This is a genomic window from Ancylobacter mangrovi (assembly GCF_024752355.1).
Lineage (GTDB): Bacteria > Pseudomonadota > Alphaproteobacteria > Rhizobiales > Xanthobacteraceae > Ancylobacter > Ancylobacter mangrovi.
In genome coordinates, this window is record NZ_JANTHZ010000001.1 from 581,584 (window position 1) to 600,976 (window position 19,393).

Annotated in this window: 22 protein-coding genes and 1 pseudogene; 15 read left to right on the forward strand and 8 right to left on the reverse strand. The window is 69.8% G+C overall.

Annotated elements, in window-relative coordinates; genetic code table 11:
• Positions 1 to 29: 29 nt before the first annotated feature.
• From NVS89_RS02730 to NVS89_RS02745, 4 genes are all read left to right on the forward strand, one after another.
• A complete protein-coding gene (locus NVS89_RS02730; RefSeq protein ID WP_258730947.1) occupies positions 30 to 1,283 on the forward strand; it encodes a cation:proton antiporter in 1,254 nt (417 codons plus the stop codon).
• A 122-nt stretch (positions 1,284 to 1,405) separates the two neighbouring features.
• Positions 1,406 to 1,726 carry a hypothetical protein gene (locus tag NVS89_RS02735; protein WP_258730948.1) on the forward strand — a complete coding sequence of 107 codons (321 nt, stop codon included), beginning with the start codon at positions 1,406 to 1,408 and terminating at the stop codon, positions 1,724 to 1,726.
• Positions 1,727 to 1,791: 65 nt separating this feature from the next.
• The gene (locus NVS89_RS02740; protein WP_258730949.1) at positions 1,792 to 2,511 is read left to right on the forward strand and encodes a DUF4396 domain-containing protein; all 720 of its coding nucleotides are present in this window, start codon (positions 1,792 to 1,794) and stop codon (positions 2,509 to 2,511) included.
• A 76-nt stretch (positions 2,512 to 2,587) separates the two neighbouring features.
• Entirely contained in the window at positions 2,588 to 3,340 is a 753-nt protein-coding gene (locus NVS89_RS02745; protein ID WP_258730950.1) for a ZIP family metal transporter, read from the forward strand.
• Positions 3,341 to 3,364: 24 nt separating this feature from the next.
• On the opposite strand, the gene NVS89_RS02750 is transcribed toward NVS89_RS02745, so the two are convergent.
• The 3 genes from NVS89_RS02750 to NVS89_RS02760 all read right to left on the reverse strand — a co-directional run bounded on the left by NVS89_RS02750 (position 3,365) and on the right by NVS89_RS02760 (position 6,294).
• The gene (locus NVS89_RS02750; RefSeq protein ID WP_258730951.1) at positions 3,365 to 4,426 is read right to left on the reverse strand and encodes an AI-2E family transporter; all 1,062 of its coding nucleotides are present in this window, start codon (positions 4,424 to 4,426) and stop codon (positions 3,365 to 3,367) included.
• An 85-nt stretch (positions 4,427 to 4,511) separates the two neighbouring features.
• On the reverse strand, positions 4,512 to 5,054 hold the full coding sequence (locus NVS89_RS02755; RefSeq protein ID WP_258730953.1) for a superoxide dismutase family protein: 543 nt from the start codon (positions 5,052 to 5,054) through the stop codon (positions 4,512 to 4,514).
• Positions 5,055 to 5,238: 184 nt separating this feature from the next.
• Complete coding sequence (locus tag NVS89_RS02760) at positions 5,239 to 6,294, reverse strand: DNA topoisomerase IB (RefSeq protein WP_258730954.1); 1,056 nt, start codon at positions 6,292 to 6,294, stop codon at positions 5,239 to 5,241.
• Positions 6,295 to 6,535: 241 nt separating this feature from the next.
• Between NVS89_RS02760 and NVS89_RS02765 the strand changes: the two genes are divergently transcribed.
• The 7 genes from NVS89_RS02765 (at position 6,536) to NVS89_RS02795 (ending at position 11,281) form a co-directional block, all read left to right on the forward strand.
• Complete coding sequence (locus NVS89_RS02765; protein ID WP_258730955.1) at positions 6,536 to 7,135, forward strand: cysteine hydrolase family protein; 600 nt, start codon at positions 6,536 to 6,538, stop codon at positions 7,133 to 7,135.
• A 99-nt stretch (positions 7,136 to 7,234) separates the two neighbouring features.
• Complete coding sequence (locus NVS89_RS02770) at positions 7,235 to 7,399, forward strand: hypothetical protein (protein WP_258730956.1); 165 nt, start codon at positions 7,235 to 7,237, stop codon at positions 7,397 to 7,399.
• A 276-nt stretch (positions 7,400 to 7,675) separates the two neighbouring features.
• A complete protein-coding gene (locus tag NVS89_RS02775) occupies positions 7,676 to 8,167 on the forward strand; it encodes a hypothetical protein (RefSeq protein WP_258730957.1) in 492 nt (163 codons plus the stop codon).
• 133 nt (positions 8,168 to 8,300) lie between these two features.
• Positions 8,301 to 9,041 (forward strand): Crp/Fnr family transcriptional regulator, encoded by a 741-nt coding sequence (locus tag NVS89_RS02780; protein ID WP_258730958.1) that lies wholly within the window; start codon positions 8,301 to 8,303, stop codon positions 9,039 to 9,041.
• Positions 9,042 to 9,119: 78 nt separating this feature from the next.
• Complete coding sequence (locus NVS89_RS02785; protein WP_258730959.1) at positions 9,120 to 9,383, forward strand: hypothetical protein; 264 nt, start codon at positions 9,120 to 9,122, stop codon at positions 9,381 to 9,383.
• A gap of 413 nt (positions 9,384 to 9,796) precedes the next feature.
• Positions 9,797 to 10,012 (forward strand): hypothetical protein, encoded by a 216-nt coding sequence (locus NVS89_RS02790; protein ID WP_258730960.1) that lies wholly within the window; start codon positions 9,797 to 9,799, stop codon positions 10,010 to 10,012.
• A gap of 138 nt (positions 10,013 to 10,150) precedes the next feature.
• Positions 10,151 to 11,281 carry an ROK family protein gene (locus tag NVS89_RS02795; protein WP_258730961.1) on the forward strand — a complete coding sequence of 377 codons (1,131 nt, stop codon included), beginning with the start codon at positions 10,151 to 10,153 and terminating at the stop codon, positions 11,279 to 11,281.
• A gap of 21 nt (positions 11,282 to 11,302) precedes the next feature.
• Here the strand turns inward: NVS89_RS02795 and NVS89_RS02800 are convergent, their stop codons facing one another.
• The 3 genes and pseudogenes from NVS89_RS02800 to NVS89_RS02810 all read right to left on the reverse strand — a co-directional run bounded on the left by NVS89_RS02800 (position 11,303) and on the right by NVS89_RS02810 (position 13,535).
• Positions 11,303 to 11,866, reverse strand: coding sequence for a low affinity iron permease family protein (locus tag NVS89_RS02800; RefSeq protein ID WP_258730962.1), 564 nt, complete (start codon positions 11,864 to 11,866; stop codon positions 11,303 to 11,305).
• A 110-nt stretch (positions 11,867 to 11,976) separates the two neighbouring features.
• A pseudogene (locus NVS89_RS02805) lies at positions 11,977 to 12,624 on the reverse strand (UdgX family uracil-DNA binding protein); the annotation flags it as partial.
• Positions 12,621 to 13,535 carry a DUF72 domain-containing protein gene (locus tag NVS89_RS02810; RefSeq protein WP_374114512.1) on the reverse strand — a complete coding sequence of 305 codons (915 nt, stop codon included), beginning with the start codon at positions 13,533 to 13,535 and terminating at the stop codon, positions 12,621 to 12,623. The gene NVS89_RS02810 and the pseudogene NVS89_RS02805, both read right to left, overlap by 4 nt.
• Positions 13,536 to 13,719: 184 nt before the next feature.
• Here NVS89_RS02810 and NVS89_RS02815 point away from each other — a divergent pair, with 184 nt between their 5' ends.
• The 3 genes from NVS89_RS02815 (at position 13,720) to NVS89_RS02825 (ending at position 16,257) form a co-directional block, all read left to right on the forward strand.
• Positions 13,720 to 14,580, forward strand: coding sequence for an SDR family oxidoreductase (locus tag NVS89_RS02815; protein ID WP_258730963.1), 861 nt, complete (start codon positions 13,720 to 13,722; stop codon positions 14,578 to 14,580).
• A 68-nt stretch (positions 14,581 to 14,648) separates the two neighbouring features.
• Positions 14,649 to 14,906, forward strand: coding sequence for a hypothetical protein (locus tag NVS89_RS02820; protein ID WP_258730964.1), 258 nt, complete (start codon positions 14,649 to 14,651; stop codon positions 14,904 to 14,906).
• A 232-nt stretch (positions 14,907 to 15,138) separates the two neighbouring features.
• Entirely contained in the window at positions 15,139 to 16,257 is a 1,119-nt protein-coding gene (locus NVS89_RS02825; RefSeq protein ID WP_258730965.1) for a PLP-dependent cysteine synthase family protein, read from the forward strand.
• A 20-nt stretch (positions 16,258 to 16,277) separates the two neighbouring features.
• Here the strand turns inward: NVS89_RS02825 and NVS89_RS02830 are convergent, their stop codons facing one another.
• Entirely contained in the window at positions 16,278 to 17,636 is a 1,359-nt protein-coding gene (locus tag NVS89_RS02830) for a hypothetical protein (RefSeq protein WP_258730966.1), read from the reverse strand.
• 254 nt (positions 17,637 to 17,890) lie between these two features.
• On the opposite strand from NVS89_RS02830, the gene NVS89_RS02835 reads away from it, so the two are divergent.
• Positions 17,891 to 18,388, forward strand: coding sequence for a hypothetical protein (locus NVS89_RS02835; protein ID WP_258730967.1), 498 nt, complete (start codon positions 17,891 to 17,893; stop codon positions 18,386 to 18,388).
• A 19-nt stretch (positions 18,389 to 18,407) separates the two neighbouring features.
• On the opposite strand, the gene NVS89_RS02840 is transcribed toward NVS89_RS02835, so the two are convergent.
• A complete protein-coding gene (locus tag NVS89_RS02840) occupies positions 18,408 to 19,211 on the reverse strand; it encodes an inositol monophosphatase family protein (protein ID WP_258730968.1) in 804 nt (267 codons plus the stop codon).
• Positions 19,212 to 19,393 lie beyond the last annotated feature (182 nt).

The window sequence follows — 19,393 nt, forward strand, 5'->3', positions numbered from 1 at the left end:
GCCGCGGCGGATCGCGCGCAGGATTGAAGATGCTCTCGCTGTTCGAACTCGTCGCCGGCCTGCTCACGGCCACCGCGACCTTCGCCTGGCTCAACCACCAGTTCCTGAGGCTGCCGGCCAATATCGGACTGCTGGTGATGGGGCTTGGCGCCTCGCTGGCCCTGATCGGCATCGAGGTGCTGTTCACCGACACCCACATCTACGCCACGCTCGCCGACAGCCTGCGCCAGATCGACTTCTACGAGGCGGTGATGAACGGCATGCTGGCCTTCCTGCTGTTCGCGGGCGCTTTGCATGTCGACCTCGACCGGCTGCGCCGACGGGCCGCCGTGGTGGGGGCGCTGGCAACGCTGGGGGTCGCGCTGTCGACCCTCATCATCGCCACCGGGCTGTGGTTCGGCACCCAGCTCGCCGGCGTCCACTTCGCCTTTTCCTGGGCGCTGGTGTTCGGCGCGCTGATCGCGCCGACCGACCCGGTGGCGGTGCTTTCGACGCTGCGCTCGGTCGACGTGCCGGAGAAGCTCAAGACCGACATGAGCGGCGAAGCGCTCTTCAATGACGGCATCGCCGTGGTGCTGTTCACCATCACCCTGCAGATGGCGACCGGGAGTGGGGACGATTTCGACGTCTCCCACGTGCTGCGCCTCATCGTGGTCGAGGCCGGCGGGGGCGCGGTGCTCGGCCTCGTCACCGGCTTCATCGCCTACCGGGCGATGCGCGCGCTCGACGACTACTCGATCGAGGTGATGATCTCGCTCGCGCTGGTCACCGCGACCTATGCGCTCGCCAACGCCATGCACATGAGCGGGCCGATCGCGGTCGTGGTCGCGGGGGTGCTGATCGGCAATCGCGGCGCCTCGCACGGCATGAGCGACACCACCAAGCGCTACGTGTTCGGCTTCTGGACCCTCGTCGACGACATCCTCAACGCCGTGCTGTTCCTGCTGATCGGGCTGGAGGTGCTGGTGCTGCGCTTCGACCCGAGCTTCGCCTGGGTCGGCCTGCTGGCGGTGCCGCTGGTGGTGGTGGCGCGGTTCCTGGCGGTGGCGGGCTCGGTGACGCTGCTCGCCCGCTGGCAGAGCTTCGCGCGCGGCACGATCCCGGTGCTGACCTGGGGCGGGGTGCGCGGGGGCATATCGGTCGCGCTGGCGCTCTCGCTGACGGGGACGGACGCGCGCGCGCCGATACTGGCGGCGACCTATGCCGTGGTGCTGTTCACCATCATCGTGCAGGGACTGACCCTCGACCGCGTGGTGCGGCGCACGGCGCTGCGCGAGAGCTGACGCACACGCACTGCACCGCCCGGGGGCGGAACCCTCCCGCCGGCGATCCGTTCACCCCACAGGCGCCGCGCATCGACCGCCGAGCGCGCACCGTCAGCAACTGATCGAGAAGGAGAGCCGCCATGGCCAGCGATGCCAGGTCCCGGCTGGTCGATTTCCTCGACCACGAGGCCTTCGATCCCATCCTGCGCGCCAGCGCCGGGGACTATCCCCGCAGCCGGCACGCGAAGCTGCACGACGTCCAGCGGGCGACCGAGAACGAGAAGCGGCGCTATCACGGCTACGATTCCGCCCGCGAGATCTGCCGGATGTTCCGCGACGACCTCGTCTGCGAGCCCGCGCGCCGGATCGACCGCGAGCTCACCGCGCTGGACCTGCCGACCCTCGACAGCGTGCGCGAGGCGTTCGAACGCCTCGCCGCCGACGTCGGCGCCACGCACTGACCCACGGCGATACCTGCCCGCGACCGCCGCGCCGCCCGCGGGCACCAACCTCCCGAGGATGATCGATGGTACCTTCCTGGCTGCACCTCGTCGCCGGCCTGTCGCTCGCGACCGGCTTCCTCATCGCCGGCTGGATCGCCTGGGACGAATGGCACGACCCCCAGCACATGTGGATCATGAACGTCGTCTGGCCGATCACCGCCCTGTTCGGCACCGTGATCGCGCTGGCCGGCTATCTGCGCTACGGGCGCCTCGCCAGCCGCAGCCACATGATGGCGATGAAGAAGGGCGGCGAGGGCGAGACGCCGTTCCCGGTGATGGTGGCGAAGGGCGCGAGCCATTGCGGCAGCGGCTGCACGCTCGGCGACCTGCTGGCGGAATGGCTCGCCTATTTCGTGCCGGTGGTCGCCGTGTGGTTCGGCTGGCACACCGTGTTCGCGGAGAAGATGTTCGCGGTCTGGATACTCGACTTCATCTTCGCCTTCGTCATCGGCGTCGCGTTCCAGTACTTCACCATCAAGCCGATGCGCCAGCTCAGCGTCGGCCAGGGCCTCGTGCAGGCGGTGAAGGCCGACACCCTGTCGCTGACCGCGTGGCAGGTCGGCATGTACGGCTTCATGGCGATCGCGCAGTTCATCCTGTTCCGGCGCCTGCTCGGCACGCCGCTCGAGGTCGCCTCGATGGAGTTCTGGTTCATGATGCAGCTTGCGATGATCGCCGGCTTCATCACAAGCTACCCGGTGAACTGGTGGCTGCTTCATCGTGGCATCAAGGAGAAGATGTAGGGAAAGGCGTGAGCGCCGCCCTCCCCGGACGGCGCACGCGTTCTGCTGGCCGCCCGCTCGCCCGCCTGGAATCCGGATGGAATCGCACCTGACCGTTCTCGCCCTCGCCCTCATGCCGGCGCTGGGCAATTTCGCCGGCGGGCTGCTCGCCGAAATCGTGCCGGCCACGCCCCGCCTGCTGAGTGGCGCGCTCCATCTGGCGGCCGGCATCATCCTCGCCGTGGTGGCGGTGGAGCTGATGCCGGAGGCGCTGGCGGGCGCGCCGCCCTGGATCGTGCTGCTTGGCCTGTGCCTGGGCGGCGGCTTCTACATCCTGCTGGAATCGGTGATCGACCGTCTGCAGCCGCGCGGCGGCGGGGCGGAGGGCGGCGCCGAGGGCTCGATGGCCGGCGCCTGGCTCATCTACGCCGCCGTCTCGTTCGACCTGTTCAGCGACGGGCTGATGATCGGCGCCGGCTCCTCGGTCTCACTGGAGCTCGCCCTGGTGCTCGCCCTCGGCCAGGTGATGGCGGACGTGCCCGAGGGCTTCGCCACCATCGCCAACTTCAAGAATGGCGGCCAGCCGCGACGCCGGCGGCTCATGCTGGCGGCCGGCTTCGTCGTGCCCTGCCTGATCGGCGCGGCGGGCACCTACGTGCTGCTGCGCGACCTCAGCGACACGATGAAATACGCCGCCCTCGCCTTCACCGTCGGCATCCTGCTGCTCGCGGCGATCGAGGAGATGATGAAGGAGGCGCATGAATCGGCCGACGACACGCATCTGTCCTCGGCCCTGTTCATCGGCGGCTTCGCGCTCTTCACCTTCGTCGCTACCTTCTTCGACCGCTGAGGGGCGGCGCGGGGTCCGTCGCGTTCAGCTCGTCTCCTCGCCCGGCACCTTGGTCTTCTGGTGCAGCGTGTCGCGCAGATAGAGCTGCTTCAGCGCGACGTAGAACACCACGGTGAGCGGCGTGCCGAGCACCACCCCGACCGGGCCGAACAGCACCGCCAGCGGCAGCAGGGCGAACAGCGCCAGCACCGGCGGCAGATGCACCGTGCGCCGCTGCACCAGCGGCATGATGAGGTTGCTCTCCACCTGCTGCACCACGACATAGAGGCCGAGCACCCAGAACACCGCGCTGCCGCCCTGGGAGAGCGCGATGACCAGCGCCGGCACCGCCCCGACGATGGGTCCGACCACCGGTACGAACTCGGCGAGCCCGGCGATGAGGCCGAGGACGAAGGCCGACGGCATGCCGATGAAGTACAGCCCGGCGGTGGTGAACAGTCCGATCAGCAGCATCGAGACGAGCTGGCCGAGCAGCCATAGCTGCAACGCGCGCCCGGCATTCTCGGTCGCGCTGGCGACGTTGTCGCGGATCGAGGCGGGGAACACCCGAAGGCATCCCTTCAGGTAGAAGTCCGGCCGCGCGGCGAGATAGACGCCGCCGACCAGCACCAGCACGATATTGGTGAGCACCCCCAGCAGCCCCGACGTGTAGCCCGCCACGCTCTGGAGGACATTGCCGCGGCTGGCGAAGCTCTGCGCCTGTTCGGCGAGCCTCGAGCCGAGATCGACAATGCCGAGCCGATCGCCCAGCGCGTCGATCTGCTGGGGAAATTCCTCGACCAGAGTGGTCATCTGGCCGATGAGCTGGGCGCCGAGCAGCACCGAGACACCGACGCCGAGGGCCAGTATCAGCAGGCACGCCGCGACCAGCGACCAGCGGGTCGACAGCGGCAGCGCGCGCTCGATAAGCGCGGCGACGCTGCGCAGCATGATGGCGACCAGAATGGCCCCGAAGAACAGCAGCGCGACGCTGACGAGCTGCCAGGCCAGCAGCGTGAGCACGACCACGCCGACAACGATGAAGGCACCCCGCACGAGCGCGGCCGTATCGGAGAGGCCGCGCGGACGGGATACGGGCCGGGTCATTCTGTCTCCATCAATCGAGGTCGCAAGGTTCGCCCGGTAACGCGTGTCAGCGGGGCAGCCGCCGGACGCGAGCGGGCGGTGGGCGTCAGGACTTCTTGATCACGCCGCAGGCGATCCGGTCGCCCGCATTGCCGGCCGGCTGGCTCACATAGTCGTCCGGGCCGGAATGGATCACGATGGCCGAGCCGTCGTCGTCGAACAGCGTGGCCTTGCCGGGCTCCAGCGTCACCGCGGTGTCGAGCACCTGAACGCTCATCGTGCCGGCGGCGCCGACGAGCTGGTTCGGCATGTCGCCCGCATGCGGCCCGTCCGGGTCCATCAGGCCGTGGCGCTTCTGGCGCGGCGCATAGTGCCCGCCAGCGGTCTTGAAGCCGTCCTTCGGGTCGCAGCGGCCGGTCTGGTGGATGTGGAAGCCGTGCTCGCCCTGCGGGAGCCCGCTCACCTCGACGGCGATGAGGACGCCGTGCAGGGTCTGCCTCAGCGTCGCAGTGCCGATCTGCGCGCCCTCGGTGTTGATGATGCTCGCGGTGGCGGTCGCGGTCGCGCGGGCGGCCGGTTTCGGCGTTTGCGCGAAGCCGGGCGCGGCGGCGAGGCAGAGCGCCGCGACGGCGAATGGAAGACGGCCCATGCCCATCTCCTGTGGCTGTGACGGTGACGAGGAACCCCGCCGGCCTTGGCCGGCTGTCCGTCAGGCCGGCCGATTCCGCCGGCCGGGCGCTCCGCGTCTGCCGGATTAACGTTCCGGCCGGAACGCCGTTCCCGCCACCGGGGGGCGAATGTCGCGCCGAGTTCGCGCGGACCGGCGCGCCGGATCAGTGGCGCGGAGCGGCGCACCGCCCGGCGCCGCAATGGCGGCTGTGGAGCAGGCGGGTGAGCATCTGCGCGCGGCCGGCGGAGGAGCGCACGGACGCGGCACCAATGCCGAGTTTCCCGCTTTCGAAGGCGGCGATCACGCTGTCATGCACATAGCTGGTGCGGCAGACCGACAATGTGTTGGCGAGTTGCTCGGCGAGCGGGGCGACCGCCTCGCGGATCTGCCGCCGCCGGCCGCGCTCGCTGGTCTCCGGCGTGACGCGGCCGAGCTGGTCGAGCACGCCGAGCGATGCGGTCAGGGTACGGAAGTCCTTCAGCGAGATCCGCTGCCCGCTGATGGCCTTGAGGAAGTCGTTCACCTCGTTGGTGCGGACCGGATGGATGCGGCCCTCCGCGTCGCGATATTTGAACAGCCGGCTGCCCGGCAGCGTGCGGAGCAGGGTCAGCGCCTCGGCGAGGCGGGCGTCGCGCGCGCTCTTGCGGATCATCTTGCCGCCCTTGCCCTTGAAGGCGAGCGCGATCTCCTTCCCCTCCACCCGGACATGCGATTTCAGCAGCGTGGTCGCACCCCGGGTGCCGTTCTCCTCGGCATATTGCTCGCCCCCGGCGCGGATGGCGGTCAGCTCGACGAGCCGGACCACCGCCGCGAGGGCGAGCTGGCGGTCGGGATCGGGCCGGCGCAGCGCCCGCCGGACCGCCTGGCCGATGGAGACGAGCGCGCCGGCGAGCGCGGCGAGGCGCTGCGCCTTCATCGCCTCGCGCGCCTGGGTCCAGTCGGGATGGTAGCGGTATTGCAGCCGGCCGGCGGCGTCCTCGCCGACCGCCTGCAGATGCGCCTGCGGGTCGGGCGCGAGGCGCACGTTGCGGTAGGCCGGCGGCACCGCGAGGCTCCTGAAGCGGGCGAGCGTTTCGGCGTCCTTCAGCACCGCCCCGTCCGCGTCGAGATAGGAGAAGCCGCGCCCGCGCGGGACGCGCCGGATCGTCAGCTCGCCGCAGGAGACGAGGCGCAGGCCGAACCGCCGTGCCAGCCGCCTCAGTTCGGTCCTCTCGCTCATCGCGTCACCGTGTCGCCATCACCGGCGCTAGAACGCGCCCCGCCGCGCCGCGTTCCCGGAGGAGCGGCGAACGGGCGGAACGGCGGATGAAGGCCCACGTTGATGGGACGCCATATTATCCTGCCGGCCATGAGGAGGAGGCGATGCACGCGAGGAACGAGGACGCCCGGCCGCGGGGCACGTCACGGGGGGCCGCGGGGAGCCGAACCACCGGGCGCGCCGGAGCGGGCCGAGCCACGCGATGACGGAACGACGCGCATCGGCCTTCCACCTCTGCCTCGACATGCAGAGACTGTTCTCGCCGCGCGGTGCGTGGGCGAATGCGTGGATGGCCGGGGTGCTGCCCAACATCGCCGCCATCTGCGAGAGCTTTGCCGGCCGGACGGTCTTCACCCGCTTCATTCCCGCGCCGCACCCCGACGCCGAGATCGGCACCTGGCGCGGCTATTACCGGCGCTGGTCGACGCTGACGCTCGAGGAGATCGATGCCGACGAGCTCGCCATCGTCGACGAACTCCGCCCCTATGCTTCGCGCGCGCCGGTCGCCGACAAGCGGCGCTTCTCCGCCTTCGCCGCGCCCGCGCTGGCGCCGATCCTCAATGGTGCGCACGCCGACACGCTCGTCGTCACCGGCGGGGAGACCGACATGTGCGTGCTGGCGACGGTGCTGGAGGCGATCGACCGCGGCTATCGCGTGCTGGTGGTCGAAGACGCGGTGTGCTCCTCCTCCGACCCCGGGCACGAGGCGGCGCTGACCATCTATCGCAACCGCTTCGCCGAGCAGCTCGGTCTCGTCACCACGCGGGAGCTGGTCGAGCAGGTGGCCGCGCGGGCTCTGTGACGGAAGGGAACGAAGCCCGCGCGGCATCGTTCTCCGCGAGGCAGGGGACGATGCCGCCGGGGGCACGGCGGGGCAAGCCGCAGCATCATGGAGGCCATCATGCATGCCCGGACCCTTCTCACCATCGCGCTGGCGCTGATCACCGCGGTCGCGATCGTCTGGTTCATCAGCTCGTTCTTCGTGCTGCAGGATGAGAACCCGCGCACAAGCCTCGACGCGCCGATTCCGGTCGCGCTCACCGTCCCGGCCGTCGCCTCATCCTGACGGGAGCCGGCTTCGCGACGACGGCGGCGCAGCGCGGCCGGTCACAGCGGCCGGCGGTAACATGATAGACAAAAGCCATCATGCTACCTCCACTCCGCGGTGAGACAGGCGCCGTGCCGGCCGCCGGTGGAACGCCGTGCGTGCGCGGGAATTAACCTAGGTAAATCGCGGACCGGAGGCCCGCCCCCGCGCAGGGCCGACCCCCCGAAGGCTCCTTGAACGGGAGCACGCGCCGCGGCGCGATCGGACCGACAAACGCATTCTGGAGGTGTCGCCATGCCCCACTTCGCTGGGCGGGTACTTCGTTCCGGAACGACGGCCGGCCTGCTGATGGCGGCCGTGCTGGCGGGGTGCGCGCGCCGCAAGGGATATACGGCCGTCCAGCCGCTCAACGCGACGAGCCACTGGCTCGATGGCGGGCGCGCGGCGCGCACGCGGCGGGTCGACCTCGCCCACACGCTTCCCGGCGTCGCCACCCATCTCGCCGCGTCGATGTTCTGGGCCGGCGTGTTCGAGGCCGCACGGCGCCGCGGCCCGCGCCGGCCGCTGGTGGGCGATGCGGCGGGCGTGGCAGCGCTCGCCGCCTTTGTCGACTATGCGGTGGTGCCGAAACGCCTCACGCCGGGCTGGGAGGACGTGGTCGGTTGGCGCGACATCGCGCTTGCCTATGCGGCCATGGCGATCGCCTTCGCCGCCACGGGCGAAAGCTCAATAGAACGACTGCGGCGACCGCATAGAACGCCGCTGCGGCTGATGAAGCATAATTAATCCTGCGGGAGTAGTAAGTTATGTCCGTCAAGCGGAATGAATAGTCGAATATACGTTTCGCCGACGGTTACATTTTACGGAAGCGTTCTTATATGTGCTCGACCACGATCCCTCTCGGGACGAGGAGCAAGCCATGGCTCGCGAAGACCGCATCGAACTGAAGGCAAGAATGGTCACCGAACGACTGGCGACGCTGAGCGCCCAGCCGCTGGCCGACTTCGCCGTGCTCGAACGCCTGATCTGCCAGCGGGCGCAGGAAGCGCCGGCCCATGCCGATCTCGTCCGCGAGGGCGAGTCGTCGGCCGGCATCCGGATGATGCTGGGCGGCTGGGCCTGCCGCTACAAGATGCTGGTGAACGGCCGGCGCCAGCTGCTCAGCTTCGTGCTGCCGGGCGAATTGTGCGATCCCTACATGCACCTGCTCGCCCGCATGGACCATTCGCTGGCCGCGCTCACGCCGGTCACTTATGCCCAGCTGGGCCGCGAGGAGTCCGAGCGCCTGGTGCACGACCATCCCGCGGTCGCCCGCGCGCTGTGGATCCAGACCATGTTCGAGATCGGCGTCGAGCGCGAATGGACGGCGAGCCTCGGCCAGCGTGTCGCCTTCCAGCGCCTCGCCCACCTGTTCTGCGACATCTATCTGCGTCTCAACATGACCGGCATCGCCGAGGACAACTGGTGCGATTTCCCGCCGACGCAGGGCGATATCGGCGACGCGACCGGCCTGTCCTCGGTGCACGTCAACCGTACGCTGCAGGACCTGCGCGCGGCCAACCTCATCACGCTCACCAACAAGCGCCTGTTCATCCGCAATCTCGAGGCGCTGAAGTCGGCCGCGCTGTTCCGCCCGTCCTATGGCGTGGTGGCACATTAAGGGACCGAGACTAACTTACGTGGTTTCGCGCCCTGCCGAGGTGGCCCATTGTACCGCCACTGAAGGAGCCCGAACACGATGACCGATGAACTGGACGTGGCGTTACTCGACCTGTGCATGTGCCAGGCATGGAAGCAGATTCCTCCGGAGATCAAGGAAACCTACGGCGCGGTGAACCCGCGGGAACTCCGGCTCAAGCTCGCCCATGCCGTGATCGAGGGTGCCAAGATCTTCGCCGGCGACCCGGACAAAATCGTCGCCTTCGCCCTCTTCACGCTGCCCTCCCTGCCCAGCGCCTTCGGACGCCCCCATCCGGCCAGCCCGCGCCACCTCGACGCGTAGCCGGCCCAAGGGCGGCCCAGGGGAGGCCCCGCGGAAGCCGCGACGTTCAGCGAGCCCCGCCTTCCCGCCTGCCCTCTCTCGCTCCCCTCGCGAGCGCATGACGCGCGCGAACGCCGCCGCGTCGCCTTATCCTCACCTCCCAAAACCTCATCTGCCGACCCATCCGCCGCCGGACATGCCCGTCTGGTGGCGACGAGGCCGTTGCGCCACCCGATCCCGACTTCCTGCCCTCCGGCCGGAACCTCGCCCGCCGGCCGGCCGTTGACCCATACGGGGACCGGAAAGCCTTCGATCAGGCTCCGGCAGCGCCGCGCGTCAGCCGTGCTCCCCGCCCCGCCCGCAGCGGCGGGACAGACACCAGACTCATCCACAGGAAGGCGGACGGCGCAGCCCGTCCGCGCAGGGAGAATGTGATGGCCAATGCGAGCCGCAAGCACATCGGCGTCGGCAGCTCCGGCAAGAAGACCGGCGGCGGCGCGATGACCGACCTGCCCCGGGACACGCTGCCCGAGAACGCGCCGCTGTCCAACCGCGCCACCAAGCGCCACCCGGAACAGCGGGGCCTCGATTCGAAGGCGGTGCAGACCGACCAGTTCAAGGATCACTCCGCCAATCGCCGCGACGTCTAGCGGCGGCGCCCCGCTCCCGCCCGACGGGCACGGCGCGGGGCGCTTCCTCGCGCCGGCAGCGTGGAACGTCCGGTTCGTCTCGTTCGTTCATGGGAGCGCAACGCGAAAACGAACACGAACGAGGAGGCGTTTCCCCCCATGGCCAGTGCCGAGCCGAAGACCAAGGAAACGCCTCCCGACGTCGCCGCCCATGGCGGCACCACCCTGACAGCGGTCACGGTCGACAGCTTCAACGCGCAGCTTCGCGACGAGAACGGCTTCATCGGCGACAGCGTGCGCCGGGCCGCCTTCTTCGAGATCTTCGACCGCTGGCGCGCCCTCGGCGACCGCAAGCTCTCGGTGCTGGGCGACACGCCCACCGCCGAGCTCTCCAAGTCGCAGATCGACGAGGCGCTCGCCGACGGCCGCCCGCACGAGCAGGCGCTCATTCACAGCGCCATCGAAGAATATGCCTGCAAGCTGCTCGCCGTCATCCGGCACCTGATGCGCACGAAGGACTGGCGCGAGACCCAGCGCATCGTCGTCGGTGGCGGGCTGAGAGGCGGCCGTTTCGCCGAGATCGCGGTCGCGCGCACGGAACTGCTGGCCCGCGCCCACGACATGGACGTCGAGTTGCGTCCGATCCGGCACGACCCGGACGAGGCCGGGCTGATCGGCGCCGCCCACCTCGCCCCGAGCTGGATGTTCGCCAGCTTCGAGGACATCCTCGCCGTCGACATCGGCGGCACCAACATGCGCTGCGGCATCGTGCGGCTCAATCTCGACAAGGCCGAGGACCTGTCCAAGGCGCGCGTGCGCAGCACCGAGCTGTGGCGCCACGGCGACGAGGAGGTGAGCCGCGAGCAGGTGGTCGAGCGGCTGATCGACATGCTGCAAAAGCTGATCCACGAGGCGGACAAGGACGATGTGCGCCTCGCGCCGTTCATCGGCGTCGGATGCCCCGGCTCCATCGCCGATGACGGCACCATCGAGAACGGCGCGCAGAACCTTCCCGGCAACTGGGAAAGCTCGCGCTTCAACCTGCCCGCCGCGCTATGGCAGGCCATCCCCTCCATCGGCGGTCACGAGACCGCGGTGGTGATGCACAACGACGCGGTGGTCCAGGGCCTCAGCGAGGTGCCGTTCATGCAGGATGTCGAGCGCTGGGGCGTGCTGACCATCGGCACCGGGCTCGGCAATGCCCGCTTCACCAATCGCGCCCGGGGCAAGGCTGGCGAGGGCAAGGGAGGCAAGCGCGACGAGCGGAAGGCGGACAAGAAGAAGGACTGACGGGACGGCGCGCCGGTCGCCTCAGCTCCCGGCCTTCCGCCCTCCCGCCGACGTCCCGGCCGATGGCTTGCGCCGCACTGTGCGGCGCTTCGGACCGGAGGCCGGCTTGCTCTTGGTCCGCTCCTTCGCCGCCATGAGGTCGGCCGGCTCGGCGTCGCTCGCCTCGTCCTTCGTGTCCTCCCCGGCGCCGCCTTCGCGCTCGTGGCGCGCCATCAGCTCATATTCGGAGCGGATATCCTCGATCGCCTTGTCGTCGAGCTCCTCGAGATCGAGCAGCACCCGTCGCGTACCCTCGGTGCGGGCGATGAGCTCGTCGATCTTGATGTGAAGCGCCGCCGTATCGCGGTTCTGGCTGTTCTGGATCACGAACACCATCAGGAAGGTGATGATCGTGGTCGAGGTGTTGATGATGAGCTGCCAGGTGTCGCCGAAGCCGGCGAAAGGGCCGGTCGCGGCCCAGATCACGATCAGCCCGACGGCGCCGACGAAAGTGACCGGCCGTCCGGCCTGAACGGCGATATATTGCGAGAAACGCGTGAAGAAGGAACGCTTTGGCTGACCCGCCCGCGTGCTGTTGAGCGCCATTCGACACCCCCTTATGAAACCGCACAGGCAAACGCGGCCGCACGCGGCTGGTTCCGGCCGGCGGACGATTCACGGTGCCCGCGTAAGGCCCGTCTGAAGGGTCGATCGGTTCAGCCGACGAGCTCGCGCACCGCGCGCAGATCGGCGACGAAGGCGTCATAGGCGGCGCGCCTCGCCTCCTCGTCCGGCACCCGGAGCACCGAGGAGGGATGCACGGTGAGATAGCCGCGCCGGTTGCCGAAGGAGAGCGGCCCGCGCTCGCGCATCACCGCCACCTTCCGCCCGGCGAGCGCCTGCCCCGCCGTCCCGCCCAGCGCCACCACCAGCCGGGGATGGACGAGGCCGAGCTCGCGCTCGAGCCACCAGCGCTCGTGCGCGATCTCGCCGGCGGTCGGCTTCTGGTGGATGCGCCGCTTGCCGCGCTGGATGAACTTGAAGCGCTTGACGGCATTGGTGACGTAGCTTTCCGCCCGCTCGATGCCCGCCGCCTCCAGCGCCTCGTCGAACAGGCGCCCGGCCGGCCCGACGAAGGGCCTGCCCTGCCGGTCTTCCTCGTCTCCCGGCTGCTCGCCGACGAAGGCGATGGCGGCGCCGACCGGCCCCTCGCCCGGCACCGCCTTCGTGCCGCCGGGTACCGAGGGTTCGCTCGCCCGCAGCGCCGCGTTGAATTCGTCGAGCGTGCGGAAGGAGCGCTCCTCCTCCGGCGCGGGGGTGTCGAACAGGTCGGGCATGTCGCCCGGGTCGCGCTTCGCGCTCATGCCGCCTCCCGGGCCTCGGCCTGCCAGTCGACGTGCAGCATCTCCATCAGCCGCGCCGCGTCGTCGGGGGCGTGCAGTTTGTCGGTATTGTCGAAGAAGACGAACACGTCGCGCGGCTTGGCATGGCTGTCCGGCGCGCCGATGAAATCGCCGTCCTTCATGGTCCGGCCATGCGCCCAGGCCGCCACCCGCTTCGACCAGCGCGTCAGTGCCTTCTCGTCATAGCGCGAGCGGTAAAGTTCGGACGAGCCGTGCAGCCGGCAGTAGACGAAGTCCGCCGTCAGATCCATCAGCCGCGGCCACTCGACCGTGTCGGCGCAGACCAGCGCCACGCCGTGTTCGGCCAGCAGGTCGCGGAAGGCGCTGTCGCGGAAGCTCTCGTGCCGGATCTCCAGCGCGTGGCGCAGCGGCCGGCGCTTGTCGGTGGAGGTCGCCGACCGGCCGTCGAGGCGCTCGTCATGCCGCCGGGCGAGGCGCGCGGCGGCTCGGGTGTCCTTCGGCAGCAGGGTGAGGAAATCGCGCATCAGTCCGGCATCGAAGCGGAAATTGGGCGGGAACTGCCAGAGCACCGGCCCCAGCTTCGGCCCGAGCCGCAGCAGGCCGGAGGCGAGGAAGTTGGCGAGTGGCGTCTCGATCTCGCGCAGGCGCCTGGTATGGGTGATGTAGCGCGAGCCCTTCACCGCGAACACGAAGTCCTCCGGTGTCTCCTCGGCCCAGCGGGCGAATACGTCCGGCTTCTGCAGGCCGTAGAAGGTGCCGTTGATCTCGAGCGCGGGGAAACGCGATGCGGCATAAGCCAGCTCGCGCTTGTGGGTCAGGCCCTTCGGGTAGAAGTGCCCGCGCCAGGGGGCGTAGGTCCACCCCGAAACGCCGATCCTTATCTCGCCCTGGTGCCGTGCCATGTCGGACATCCCGGTTTCGTGAGATCGCGCCGCCGCTCCCAAGGGGAGCCGATGGGCCGGGCGCTTCCCCGGACCAATCCGCAAGCTGTGCGGCAGGTTCCGCGGGTTCTGAAGGATGCGCCCGTTGCGTCGGGGAACCATCGCCTGCCCCATCTGTTGGTCGGGAAACCCGACAGCGAGAGAAGGCCAGCCGATGCTCGAGCGTCACCCTGTTCCGCCGTTTCCCGACCAGCAGCAGCCCACGCCCGGCCGCACCGCGGCGATGTCGCCCCGCCCCGACCATGGCGAGGAAAGCTACAAGGGCTCGGGACGCCTCGCCGGGCGCAGGGCGATCATCACCGGCGCCGACAGCGGCATCGGCCGCGCGGTGGCGCTCGCCTTCGCCCGCGAGGGTGCGGACGTGCTCATCGCCTATCTCGACGAGCACGAGGACGCGCAGGAGAGCGCCGAGCTGGTGCGCGAGGCTGGCCGCAAGGCGGTGCTGCTCCCCGGCGACATCCAGCACGCCGGCCATTGCCGCAAGATCGTCGACGCGGCCGTGGCCGAACTCGGCGGGATCGACCTGCTGGTCAACAACGCCGCCCACCAGGCGACCTTCGAGGCGATCGAGGACATCAGCGACGCGGAGTGGGAGCTGACCTTCGCGGTCAACATCCACGCCATGTTCTACCTGACCAAGGCCGCGGTGCCCCACATGAAGCCGGGCAGCGCCGTCATCAACACCGCCTCGATCAACGCCGACAAGCCGAACCCGACCCTGCTCGCCTACGCGACCACCAAGGGCGCGATCCAGAACTTCACCGCCGGCCTGGCGCAGCTTCTGGCCAAGCGCGGCATCCGGGCGAACGCGGTGGCGCCGGGGCCGATCTGGACCCCGCTCATCCCCTCGACCATGCCGGCGGAAAAGGTGGCGCATTTCGGCGAGCAGTCGCCGATGGGCCGGCCCGGCCAGCCGGCGGAGCTGGCGCCCGCCTATGTGATGCTGGCCGACCCGCTGTCGAGCTATGTTTCCGGCGCAACCATCGCGGTCACCGGCGGCGGGCCGATGCTGTAGCCGCCGCGCCTACGCGCCTTGCCGTGCCTTTCACCACCGGGCGTTCATTTCCAGCGGAGGGAGAGACCATGCCGACGGCGACGCAGACCCGACCCGACATTTATCGCATCAGCGGCAGCGAGGCGGACTGGCACGTCGAGCGCAACAGCGAGACCAGCATCCCCTATGCGACCAAGGAAGCGGCCTTCGAGGCGGCGGTCGCCGCGGCGTCCAACGCCATCCGCGACGGCCACGAGGTGGTGATCGTCGTGCCGGGCGCACGGGCGGGCGAGAGCATGCTGGGCGGGGAGGATTCGGGCGAGACGCCCTGGTCGTCCCTGACCTGACGAAGGCGACGGTTGAAAGCCAGCATCCGCCCGGTGACGACGCCGGCGCGGGCGCATCGCCGTGGCCGGCGTGTTCCGCTTAGGTGATCGGCACTCGTCGACGGACGCAACGTCCCCTCCCGCCGTGGACGCCGCTGGCGGCGTCGGCGTCGGGTATTTCGCGCGCACAATCATGCTACCAATCGGCCGTCAGCCGGTTTCCCGCCACCGGGAACCCGCCTAGGAACCGCCGATGACCGACCCCTCCTCCTCCGCGAACGAGACCGGCCGCGTCTGCCGGCCGCAGCCGCGCGACTGGCTGTGCACGGCGATCCGGCGGATCGAGGCCGACATCAACCGTTCCGCCGATACCCACCTCATCCGCATGCCGCTCGCCGCCCAGCCCGGCATCACGCTCTACCTCAAGGACGAATCGAGCCATCCGACCGGCAGCCTGAAGCACCGCCTCGCGCGCTCGCTGTTCCTCTACGCGCTGTGCAATGGCTGGATCGGGCCGGACACGCTGATCGTCGAGGCGTCGAGCGGGTCGACGGCGGTGTCGGAGGCCTATTTCGCCCGGCTGCTCGGGCTCGACTTCGTCGCCGTCATGCCGCGCACCACCTCGCGCGAGAAGATCGCCGCCATCGAGTTCCAGGGCGGGCGCTGCCATCTCGTCGACGATCCGCGCTCGGTCTATGGCGAGGCGGCCGCGCTCGCCCGCGAGGCCGGCGGCCTCTATCTCGACCAGTTCACCTTCGCCGAGCGGGCGACCGACTGGCGCGGCAACAACAACATCGCCGAATCCATCTTCGCCCAGATGCGCGAGGAGCCCGCGCCCGTGCCTCGCTGGGTCGTCACCGGCGCCGGCACCGGCGGCACCTCGGCCACCATCGGGCGCTACATCCGCTACCGCCGGCACGACACGCGGCTATGCGTGGCGGACCCGGCGGGATCCGTTTTCCACCGCTACCACGCCGACCGCTCCGTCACCGAGATCGAACACTACGGATCGGTGATCGAGGGAATCGGCCGCCCGCGCGTCGAGCCCTCCTTCATCCCCGAGGTGGTGGACCGGATGATCGCCGTGCCGGACGTGCTCTCGCTCGCCGCCATGCGGGTCATCAGCGAGGTGCTCGGGCGGCGCTGCGGCGGCTCGACGGGCACCAACGTCTACGCCGCGCTCACGCTCGCCGGGGAGATGGCCGCCTGCGGTGAGGAGGGCTCGATCGTCACCATCCTGTGCGATGCCGGCGAGCGCTACGCCTCGAGCCTGTTCGACGATGGCTGGCTCGCCGCGCGCGGGCTCGACATCGCCGCCCCGGCCGAGGCGATCCGCGCCTTCCTCGCCGGCGCCGGGCCGATGCCGGCCTGAGCGCGGGCGAGTACCACCCCTCAGCCACCGAGCATGTAGAGCGCCGAGAGGGCCAGCACCGCGCAGCCGAACACGGTCATGACGAAGCCGCGGTTCCAGATGAAGCCGACGACATAGGAGGGCGTGCCGGTCAGCGCCCCGGTGGTCAGCGACATCACGCTGATCGGCGAGGCGCTGGTGCCGAGCGCCCATCCGAGCGTGAGCGTCAGCCCCACCATCATGGGATGCTCCAGCCCGAGCGTGCTCGGCCCGAGAAGCTGGGCCAGCAGCACCACCAGTATGGTGTGGGGAATGAACGCCGCCCCGGCGAGCGGGATCAGCACCAGGCACAGGATGAGCAGCAGGCTCGGCGGGTAGTGTCCGTGCTGCAGCGCGTCCCAGAACGACTGGTGGCGCACCACGATGCTGATCGCCGCGCCGATCACATTGGCGCTCATCAGCACCGTCGCCTCGGTGCGCATGTCCTCGATGCCGTGCGTCATCTCCCATATCCGCCGCAGCAGCGGCGGCGCGGGCGTCGGCGGCTCGACCACCAGCCAGAACAGCGCGAACAGCGGCAGCACGATGATGGTGGAGATGGTGGAGGAGAGACCGCTCGACACATGCAGCCCGACGGTGAGGGCGAGCAGCAGCGCGCTCGCGCCCATCACCACCAGCAGCGGCACCGGATCGGTGCCCGTGCCCGGCGCGGCGACGCCGAGCGGCAGCGTGCCCGCCCGCCCGGCGACCACGCAGGTCACCAGCAGGATGGTGAGCGCGGTGGCGCAGGCGAGCGCGAGGAACGGCACCGCGTTGAGCCCGACCACCGAGGTCGTGACGATGGCGAAGCCGAGCCCCATCGGCGACCAGATGGTCATCAGCACCGCGCCGCGCATGCCCGCCAGCAGCAGGTCGCGGCGCTGGAGGCGCATCTCGGCGGTGTGGTCGGCATGGGACAGCAGGTCGCCGATCATGCGGATGATGCCGACATTGAACAGCAGGCTGAGGAAGTGGCTGCCGATGTTGACGGCGGCGTAGCGCCGGCTGGCGGGAAACGACAGCAGGCTGCCCGCCGCCCGCTTGATGATCGCCGACGTCCGCACCGGGTAGCGCATCAGGCCGAGCACCGACATGAAGGAGGCGAAGCTCACGCCCTGCAGCAGCGCAGTGCGCAGTTGCTCGCGCTCGCCGGGATAGGCGACAACGATGAAGGCGCCGGCCGCCACCGCGACCAGCGTGAAGAGGCGCGCCAGCGTGCTCACGCGCAGCCATTGCAGGACGACGACGCCGAGCCCTGCGGCGATCGCGACGTTCCCAACCGCCACACGCCCGCTCACCGCCGCGGCGACGGTGGCGAGGCACATGACGAGTATGAGCAGGCGGGTGAGCGATCGAAACATACTGGCAGGGCGAGGCTGGACGGAAGCGGCAAGGCAGAGGTGGGCGCCGCTCCGCCGTCCCGGGGACGGCACCGCCGCTTCTCGCAGCGCAGCATCCCGGGTTCAAGTGCCGGAGGCGCAATAATCGACGCGCGGGCGGCCGGCGTTCATGCGCCTTCCGCATGGCGAGGGCCGCCGCGCGGGCTCTCCCCCGCGAGATCGGGACGAACATCTTCGCCCGCCCCGCGTTGTCCTCGCAGCACAAGGAGGCGAGAATGGACAGCAAGCACTCTCTCCCGACATCGCAATCCCTCGCGACGTCGCCGCGAGCCAAATCGCCGGCATGGGCCAAGGCTCCGGCGCGTGCCAAATCACCCGCACGTTCGAAATCGCAGACGCGCGCGGATGCCCGCGATGCCGCTCCCGACAAGCCGGTGTTCCGCTCCGACGAGGCGGCGGCCTTGCGGGAAGGCCATCACGAGGTCTACCGGCCGGTCGATGCCGCCATGACGCCGATCGACGCCGCGCAGACGAGGCAGCCAGCGCCGGGCGCCTATCCGTCCACCGATGGAAACGCGCATCCCGGCGTGCCCTATCCGCCCGAGGTCGACCCGAATGTGCGGATGGATGGCGGCGAGTACGAGCCTGTCAGCGAGATCGACACCATCCGCCGGACGCTGGAAGTGCCGGCCAGCCGGCGCGGCCCGGGATCGCCGCCGGACGACCGCGAAGGCGCCCTGAGCGGATCGAGCGGCGCCCGCCGGCGCGAATGAGCGGCCGGGAGGCGCGCCGTCAACGCGTCTCCCGGCTGAGCCGGACCAGCTCGGCATGGACGTGCCCGTTGCCGGCCCACAGGGCGCCTGGACGGTCGAGCGCGCCCGCGAAGGTCACGACGCCGCCAGCCTCGCGCACCAGCACGATGCCGGCCCAGCAGTCCCAGCAGAACAGCGCCGGGTCGTAGTAGCCGGCGAGCCGGTTGGCCGCGACATAGGCCAGCATCAGCGCGCCCGATCCGACCCGGAACACCACCCCGCCCTCGCGGTAGAGCGCCTCGGTGAAGGCGCCGACCTCGGCGGGCGTCGCCTTCTGCGTGGCGCCGAAGCCGATGGTGGTGGAGGCGATTGTCCACGCCTGATTCATGACGAGCCGGGCGCCGTTCAGCCACGCCCCGCCGCCCTCCACCGCGCTGTAGAGCTCGCGCATCATGGGCGCGAAGATGACCCCCGCCACCGGGCGCCCCTCGCGGGCGATGCCGATCGAGACGGTCCAGTTCGGCTGGCCCACGAGGAACGGCATGGTGCCGTCGATCGGGTCGATCACCCACACGAAGCCCGAGTTTCCCGCGGTCGGCGCCTCTTCCTCGCCGACAATGCCATCTTCCGGAAAACGCTTGCGAATCGCCCGGCGCAGCCAGGCCTCGATGGTGCGGTCCGCCTCGCTGACGAGGTCCTGCGAGGCCGATTTCAGCTCCGGGTGCAGGGTGTCGCGGTTGAGGAAGAAGGCGCGCGCCCTGCTCCCCGCCCTGCGCGCCAGCGCCTCGGCCAGTTCCCGCCGGGCGTGGAGCGGGTCGGTCTCGCCGTTCTGTCCCGTTTCCATCCTTAACGCGCCTCCACATTCTTGAACCGCGGCTCGTTGGCCACTTTAGCTGTTGGACGATGCTATTGCATATTTGAGATTACAAATGTATCGATTTCAGCGTCGAACGACGGGCCCATCGAGAGAACGGGACCGGGCTTTCTCGAAAGCGCCGGCGCCGGGATGTGGCCGGCACGTCTCGC

Bases quoted from the DNA above. Each gene is read 5' to 3' on its own strand.
- NVS89_RS02745 (WP_258730950.1), top strand. From the start codon at position 2,588: ATGGAATCGCACCTGACCGTTCTCGCCCTCGCCCTCATGCCGGCGCTG.
- NVS89_RS02740 (WP_258730949.1), top strand. From the start codon at position 1,792: ATGGTACCTTCCTGGCTGCACCTCGTCGCCGGCCTGTCGCTCGCGACC.
- NVS89_RS02815 (WP_258730963.1), top strand. From the start codon at position 13,720: ATGCTCGAGCGTCACCCTGTTCCGCCGTTTCCCGACCAGCAGCAGCCC.
- NVS89_RS02830 (WP_258730966.1), bottom strand. From the start codon at position 17,636: ATGTTTCGATCGCTCACCCGCCTGCTCATACTCGTCATGTGCCTCGCC.
- NVS89_RS02795 (WP_258730961.1), top strand. From the start codon at position 10,151: ATGGCCAGTGCCGAGCCGAAGACCAAGGAAACGCCTCCCGACGTCGCC.
- NVS89_RS02840 (WP_258730968.1), bottom strand. From the start codon at position 19,211: ATGGAAACGGGACAGAACGGCGAGACCGACCCGCTCCACGCCCGGCGG.
- NVS89_RS02800 (WP_258730962.1), bottom strand. From the start codon at position 11,866: ATGGCGCTCAACAGCACGCGGGCGGGTCAGCCAAAGCGTTCCTTCTTC.
- NVS89_RS02780 (WP_258730958.1), top strand. From the start codon at position 8,301: ATGGCTCGCGAAGACCGCATCGAACTGAAGGCAAGAATGGTCACCGAA.
- NVS89_RS02820 (WP_258730964.1), top strand. From the start codon at position 14,649: ATGCCGACGGCGACGCAGACCCGACCCGACATTTATCGCATCAGCGGC.
- NVS89_RS02755 (WP_258730953.1), bottom strand. From the start codon at position 5,054: ATGGGCCGTCTTCCATTCGCCGTCGCGGCGCTCTGCCTCGCCGCCGCG.
- NVS89_RS02825 (WP_258730965.1), top strand. From the start codon at position 15,139: ATGACCGACCCCTCCTCCTCCGCGAACGAGACCGGCCGCGTCTGCCGG.
- NVS89_RS02735 (WP_258730948.1), top strand. From the start codon at position 1,406: ATGGCCAGCGATGCCAGGTCCCGGCTGGTCGATTTCCTCGACCACGAG.
- NVS89_RS02760 (WP_258730954.1), bottom strand. From the start codon at position 6,294: ATGAGCGAGAGGACCGAACTGAGGCGGCTGGCACGGCGGTTCGGCCTG.
- NVS89_RS02770 (WP_258730956.1), top strand. From the start codon at position 7,235: ATGCATGCCCGGACCCTTCTCACCATCGCGCTGGCGCTGATCACCGCG.
- NVS89_RS02750 (WP_258730951.1), bottom strand. From the start codon at position 4,426: ATGACCCGGCCCGTATCCCGTCCGCGCGGCCTCTCCGATACGGCCGCG.
- NVS89_RS02785 (WP_258730959.1), top strand. From the start codon at position 9,120: ATGACCGATGAACTGGACGTGGCGTTACTCGACCTGTGCATGTGCCAG.
- NVS89_RS02790 (WP_258730960.1), top strand. From the start codon at position 9,797: ATGGCCAATGCGAGCCGCAAGCACATCGGCGTCGGCAGCTCCGGCAAG.
- NVS89_RS02775 (WP_258730957.1), top strand. From the start codon at position 7,676: ATGCCCCACTTCGCTGGGCGGGTACTTCGTTCCGGAACGACGGCCGGC.
- NVS89_RS02730 (WP_258730947.1), top strand. From the start codon at position 30: ATGCTCTCGCTGTTCGAACTCGTCGCCGGCCTGCTCACGGCCACCGCG.
- NVS89_RS02810 (WP_374114512.1), bottom strand. From the start codon at position 13,535: ATGTCCGACATGGCACGGCACCAGGGCGAGATAAGGATCGGCGTTTCG.
- NVS89_RS02765 (WP_258730955.1), top strand. From the start codon at position 6,536: ATGACGGAACGACGCGCATCGGCCTTCCACCTCTGCCTCGACATGCAG.
- NVS89_RS02835 (WP_258730967.1), top strand. From the start codon at position 17,891: ATGGACAGCAAGCACTCTCTCCCGACATCGCAATCCCTCGCGACGTCG.